6 protein-coding genes are annotated in these 6,136 nt (G+C 42.7%); all 6 read left to right on the forward strand.

Annotated features, from left to right (window positions below):
• Positions 1 to 2,284: cellulose biosynthesis cyclic di-GMP-binding regulatory protein BcsB (locus J7M13_01700; protein MCD6362704.1), on the forward strand; the 2,284-nt coding region annotated here is incomplete at its 5' end.
• 7 nt (positions 2,285 to 2,291) lie between these two features.
• Positions 2,292 to 3,992: a PKD domain-containing protein gene (locus tag J7M13_01705; GenBank protein ID MCD6362705.1), complete on the forward strand. Its 1,701-nt coding sequence runs from the start codon at positions 2,292 to 2,294 to the stop codon at positions 3,990 to 3,992.
• 1 nt (position 3,993) lies between these two features.
• Positions 3,994 to 4,686, forward strand: coding sequence for an amino acid racemase (locus J7M13_01710; GenBank protein MCD6362706.1), 693 nt, complete (start codon positions 3,994 to 3,996; stop codon positions 4,684 to 4,686).
• 92 nt (positions 4,687 to 4,778) lie between these two features.
• Entirely contained in the window at positions 4,779 to 5,168 is a 390-nt protein-coding gene (locus tag J7M13_01715) for a hypothetical protein (protein MCD6362707.1), read from the forward strand.
• Positions 5,169 to 5,274: 106 nt separating this feature from the next.
• The gene (locus J7M13_01720) at positions 5,275 to 5,664 is read left to right on the forward strand and encodes a hypothetical protein (protein MCD6362708.1); all 390 of its coding nucleotides are present in this window, start codon (positions 5,275 to 5,277) and stop codon (positions 5,662 to 5,664) included.
• Position 5,665: 1 nt separating this feature from the next.
• Positions 5,666 to 6,136: hypothetical protein (locus tag J7M13_01725; GenBank protein ID MCD6362709.1), on the forward strand; the 471-nt coding region annotated here is incomplete at its 3' end.

The following is a 6,136-nucleotide window of genomic DNA, read 5'->3' on the forward strand; positions in this document are numbered from 1 at the left end:
CGTAAGAACTGCCTTAAAAAACTATGGCTTAAGAATGGTTATAGACCTCACTTCAAGAACGGAATATAAGATTTACAAACAGGGAAAGAGCGTGATTATAGAAGTTAACTCCACGACGAGAAGAACAATAAGAAAAAAACGTTTTCCTCCAAACAAGGTTGCAACTTATTACTCCGTTAAAAGAAGAGGAGAGAAGACAACTATAGAGATAGGTTTAAAAAGCGATAAAATGGAATTCAAAGCATTTACCCTGGATGAGCCGTTCAGGATAGTTGTGGACATACTCTATCCCAAAGCACATTACGAAGAATATAAAGAGGGACCCAAAGCAGAGGGACTAAATATAACCCTGATGGAGAAAGACATAGCCATAAATACGGTATTTGGATACCAGGACTTCTACTTCGATATTTCTCCTACCTGGAAGCTTCTTCCGGGAAGCTTTATAAATCTGTTTATAAGCCATTCTCAGATAACCAGGCCAAAGATTTCCAACATAACCGTCTATCTAAACGGCCTTCCCATCTATACTATACCTCTCGATGATAGCAATCTATGGAGGGCATCAATAAAAATTCCGATGCCAGTTTCCTACCTGAAGAAAGGGGTTAATGTCATAGAGCTTAAAAGCTTCATGAGAACTACAGAGGAAAGATGCATGGATATAGACAATCCCGGAAACTGGCTCAGGATACATAAGGAAAGCTACGTTCATTTAAACTACCTTCCGAAAGAAGAGCTCAGCATAAAGGATTTTCCCTCTCCATATTTTGAGGAAAATGTCTCTCACAGAGAGCTAACCGCTTTTGTGCTCCCCGATAAATGGTCTCCCAAGGAGATAGAAGCTGTATCCGTTATGGTTCTCGACTGGGCGCAGAGGGGAAGATTCAAGAAGTTCTCCCCCGATATATTCTTCATGAGAGAGTTAAACAGCGATGTTAAATCTAAATACAACCTCATATATATAGGAAAAGCAGATGCTCTCCCTGCAGGACTTCTTTCCACATTTGGCGTAGATCAAAAGGATCTTAAGGGCAAATATGCTATCTCAAGCTTTATCAATAGCAGTGGCAAGGGAAGACTTCTGATCACCTCCGATACGGAAAAAGGTGTCTTAAGAGGAACGCTTGCCCTGCTTTCAAAAGAGGTAAGAAAGCAGATAGAGGGTAATAAGATAATCCTTCCCATAAACACGCCCCTGCCTAAAAAGAAAAAGCTTCCTGAGCTGGGAACTGACATATATTTTACGGATCTCATGGTTGGAGACATCATATTCATAGGCACATATTCTCACACAGATTCGATATCCTTTAGAATACCGCTTCACTGGGCTATAAAAGGAAACCCAATGGTAGTGCTTCATTTTAAACACTCCCCAGCGCTCGATAGAAAGAAATCTGCTCTTACCGTTCTCATAAACGATGTTCCCGCGAAATCGATAGAGCTTTCTTCCAAGAACATAACCGATGGAAGGCTCGTCGTGCCAATACCCTATGATGCAACGAAAGGAAACTACATAAATATCGGCTTTAAAGCTTATCTGGATATAAACGTCCCGGATTGCAACCACAACTATTCCGAATCCGCATGGCTCGTAATAGAAAAGAGCTCGTATCTTCATCTTCCACACGATATAAAGGCTATGAAACCCCTCTTGGAAAATCTCCCATTTGCCATGGTTGGGGAAAGAATAACCCTCTATCTGGGAAAGAATATCAACAGCGATGCTCTAACAACGCTTTTAAACTGCTTAATATCTTGGCAAAAAAAGGTATATCATCCTTTAGAGGTATCAACTTCCTATCTCTCCAAGTTTAAAGTAGAGGAGCTTAAAAAGAGCTTAGAACACGCGATAATCCTGGCCCCTGCAAATGAGGTAAAAAAGCAGGGGATAAAGCTTTTAACCAATAAGATTCCAGTGGTTCCAGATTTCGCAGAAGATGCAATGCTATGGCAGTTAAGCGTATATGGAGGAAAGCGATTGGCCCTTATTATCACCTGGTTAAAGAATACCCCAAATCAAACTCCGCTTTACACCAAGGCAGTTTTAAAGTGGAAGCTTAAGGGAGACCTTTGTTTCCTTTCATCAAAGGGAGAAGTGGTTCCATTTTATCTTAAAACACCAAAACCGCCGGAGAGAGAAAAGCCAAAGAAAAGCCTGTGGGAGCATATATGGTTCAAACTCAGATATAGCCGTACACTTGTTGGTATATTCGCTCTTGCATTCTTGGCTATCGTAGCTATCACCGCATTTATAGTTATCAAGAATATAAGAAGAAGATAAAAGCGCTATGAGGATTTTAAGAAACATCCTTATAGTCCTTTTAAGCATTTTTATCGTAATATCCTTTCTTCCGATTTCATCACTGGCGGAAAAAGTTTTGCCACATCCATTTGGCTTAAAGAGAACCCCTCTTAAAACCGCTCTTAAGTATCCAAGGTTTAAGAGAGAAGAAATAAAGGCTCCTTTAAAGCTTCCCGCGAGCGTCGATCTCTCAAGCAATCTACCTCCCGTTGGAGATCAGGGATATGTGGGCTCGTGCGCCTGCTGGGCTTCAGTTTATTACTGGAAAAGCTATGCAGAATCGAAGGAGCACGGCTGGTCAGTTAACGAACCAGAGCATCAGTTCTCCGCAAGCTACATATATAATCTCGTAAACGGGGGCACGGATGATGGTTCCACTTTTCCAGATATCTATGAGCTTATGAAAAGGGTTGGCGCCGCGCCGATTACCGATTTTCCAAACCTAACAACTGACTATCTCACTCTTCCAAGCAAGGAGGTAATAAAGCGTGCCCTTCAATATAAAGTCCAAGGATTGGAGCTCATATTCGCTCGCGATGAGAGTCAGGAACCGCCATACTCTCCCTTAAGTGATAGCGTGATAAAAGACATGAAAGCGCTTTTGGCGAGCGGTGAGCCATTTGTCATAGGTGTGCCGATATATTCCTCTTTCTCATACTACATCGGTGGAGTTTATGATGGCCCTTTCTGGTGGGAAGAACTGCTCGGATATCACGGTATGCTCGTTTACGGATACGATGATTCACTTAGCGCCTTTAAGGTGAGAAACTCATGGGGGATAAGCTGGGGAATAAGCGGAAACTGCCTTTTATCATATGATTTCATGAAGCAATATGTCTGTGAGGCATGGAGATTCATAGATGCCATAAACCCACAGATAAAGGCATATCTTGAGCTTGAAATCGATCACGGAAGGTTAGGGGATCTGATCATCACCGTTGGAAAAGGAAACACTTGGGATTCATGGAATACCTCAGGATACGAGGGAAGCTATCCGGATTATTATCTCTCCATGAGCGCCTACCCTGATCCGAGAGTGCATCTTGAGCTTGCCATGGATGTATCCTCCTTTATAAATGCGAGCGGTGATTGGAAACTTAAGGTGAGCGACATGATACCGAGCTCTTCTGGAAAGGTTAAGTCCGCTCAGATAGTCGTTGAGGATCGATCGGAAACATATCTCTTAAATGGAACGGGAGAAATGGAAATAAAAGATATGCAAACCAACATAGGAGTATTTGAGGAAAGCGCACCTCCGTCTCCTAATAATCCTCCGGTCGTCGGCTTATCCGCTGATCCTCAAAGCGGATATGCTCCATTAACGGTGAATTTCACTGCCTCTGCCTATGATCCTGATGGCGATGAGATAACGAAGTATGAATGGGACTTCGATGGAGACGGATACGCTGATCTGACGACAACAATTCCTCAAACCTCGTGGATATACTACTTCCCAGGAAGCTACCTCGCTACGGTTAAAGCTTACGACTCAAGAGGAGACTGGGGAAGCAGTTCAATCTATATCACAGTTAGCGAAGAGCCGAATCCTCCTCCACCTCCTCCAGAGCCATCGGGCGGAGCAGGCGGAGGATGCTCAATGGGGAAAGCTCCTCATGGAATTTCACTTCTTTTGATCTTTCTCGCAGTTCTTCCGATATATCTCCTCTTGAAACGGAGGTGGTCTTAAAATGCCAAAGCACATAGGAATAGTCGCGTGCAGTGCAGAGGGAGCCTCTCTCTGCTACCGCACGATTTGCATAGAGGGAGAAAAGTTTATGGGGCAGAGATATGCTCATCCAGAGGCGAGCATGCACACGCACCCATTTGGCGAATACATGAAATATATAGAAGCGGGGGATTGGGAAAAGGTTGGAGAGCTTATGCTCTCATCAACCGAAAAGCTCGCAAAAATAGGGGCGGACTTTGCCATATGCCCGGATAACACCATTCATCAGGCTTTCGATCTCTTCATAGAGAGATCCCCCATACCTTGGCTTCATATAGCAGAGGAGGTCGCAAAAGAGGCTCAGAAGAAAGGGTTTAAGCGTATCGGAATCCTCGGCACGAAATTCTTAATGGAATCTCAGGTCTACCCATCAAAGCTAAGCGAAAGGGGAATAGAATACCTGATCCCAGAGCCGAACGAGAGAGAAAGAATAAACGATATCATCTTCAGCGAGCTCGTCTACGGAAAATTTCTTCCGGAAGCCCGCGCATATTTTCAGAAAGTGATAGAAAAACTAAAGGAAAAAGGTTGCGATGCGGTCGTCTTAGGATGCACTGAAATACCTTTGCTTATAACTGATAAAGACTCTCCCATTCCTACGCTGGACTCAACGAGAATATTAGCTCGCTCAGCCCTAAGAAAAGCGGTGGAATGAAAAAATTAAAAAAATTTTTCTAATCCCCTCTTGACATTTAATATTAAATATGATATCATTAGGGTGCAAAATCTGTAGAGGAGGGGTTAGTTATGAAAAGGAAGTTAGCGGTAATTCTATGCGCGATGATTATGGCGGTAGGAGTAAGCGGATACGCGCTTTCGCTAAGCTTCTCCACGACACAAATTGGAAATTCCCTCTGGATTAGTGGAGATATAAACGGTTTAATAAGCAAGGTAGGAGAATCTACAGGCTTTTATGACATAGGGGGCTACTCAGGCACTATAAACAGGCTCGGGAGCTCAATTCAACTATACGGAGATATAAGCGGTTCTATAAGACCACTTGGTAACTCTCTCTTATATGATATAAATGGAAACACGGGAATTATAACGCCGTTAGGAAACAGCTACATCATAAATGGAGATATATGGGGAACCATAAGAAAGAGGGGAAAAAGGACCTATATTGACATCTGGTAGAAAGAGAAGAGGCATCAATCAAGGAGGGGTACAACCCCCTCCTATTATTTTATCCTGAAGTAACAGTATCTTATTGAGTATTAAGAGTATTAAGGAGGTGGCATTTTTGAGAACGCTTCTAATCGCCATTGTGATCATCTTCGGTTTTTTAGTTGGAGGAGCTCACGCTGAGAAAATCTATAAACTTTCGGAGCTCCTTAAGGAGATAAAGCACCTTGAGGGAAAAGAGGTAAGCGTAATAGCCTATTTCAGAGACGCTTATCCAGATCAGCACAAGTTCATGGTAAGAGAAAACAGAAAATATATCTTTGAAGTTCACTACGCGGAAAACCAAAAAGACAACTTCATTATTAGATTTCTTGAGGGACTCCCCCCTTACTCAAAGGTAAAGCTCCTCCTAAAGGGGGTGATAAAGGGCAAGGCTGAACCTCCATTCAGAATCTACTGGATGGAGCTCAAGGAAGTGAAAGTTCTGGACTTAGGAGGTGAAAGTTAAAATGTTAAGGAAATTTTCCTTAGCGCTTATAGCGCTCTTTCTTCTCATCGGGATATGCTACGCCATAACGCCAGATGAAGCAAAGCTCGTCTCCGTAAACTGGCTTAAATTTGATGAAAGCTCCGTAACGATCAAAAGCGTGGAACCAATAATCTATAAAGATGTCAAGGTAGGATATCTCGTTAACCTTTCACCAAAAGGCTTTATAATCGTCCCGGATGTAAAACTTCTCTCGCCGATTAAATTCTGGTCTAAAAAGGGAACTTTCAGAAAAGAGGGATTCCTTCTCGATGTCCTTGAAGAGATGTATATCGCTAAAATGGGAGTTAAAAAAGGAGATTTAAGCGAATCAAATGAACAGCCCGCTTGGGCGTGGCTTGAAGGAAGAAAAGCCATCCCGTTGGAAGAAGTAAGAACTACAGAAAAACCAGCTCTTATAACTACAATGTGGAGCCAAGAAGATCCATATAAC

This window comes from Synergistota bacterium (assembly GCA_021159885.1).
Taxonomy (GTDB): domain Bacteria; phylum Synergistota; class GBS-1; order GBS-1; family GBS-1; genus AUK310.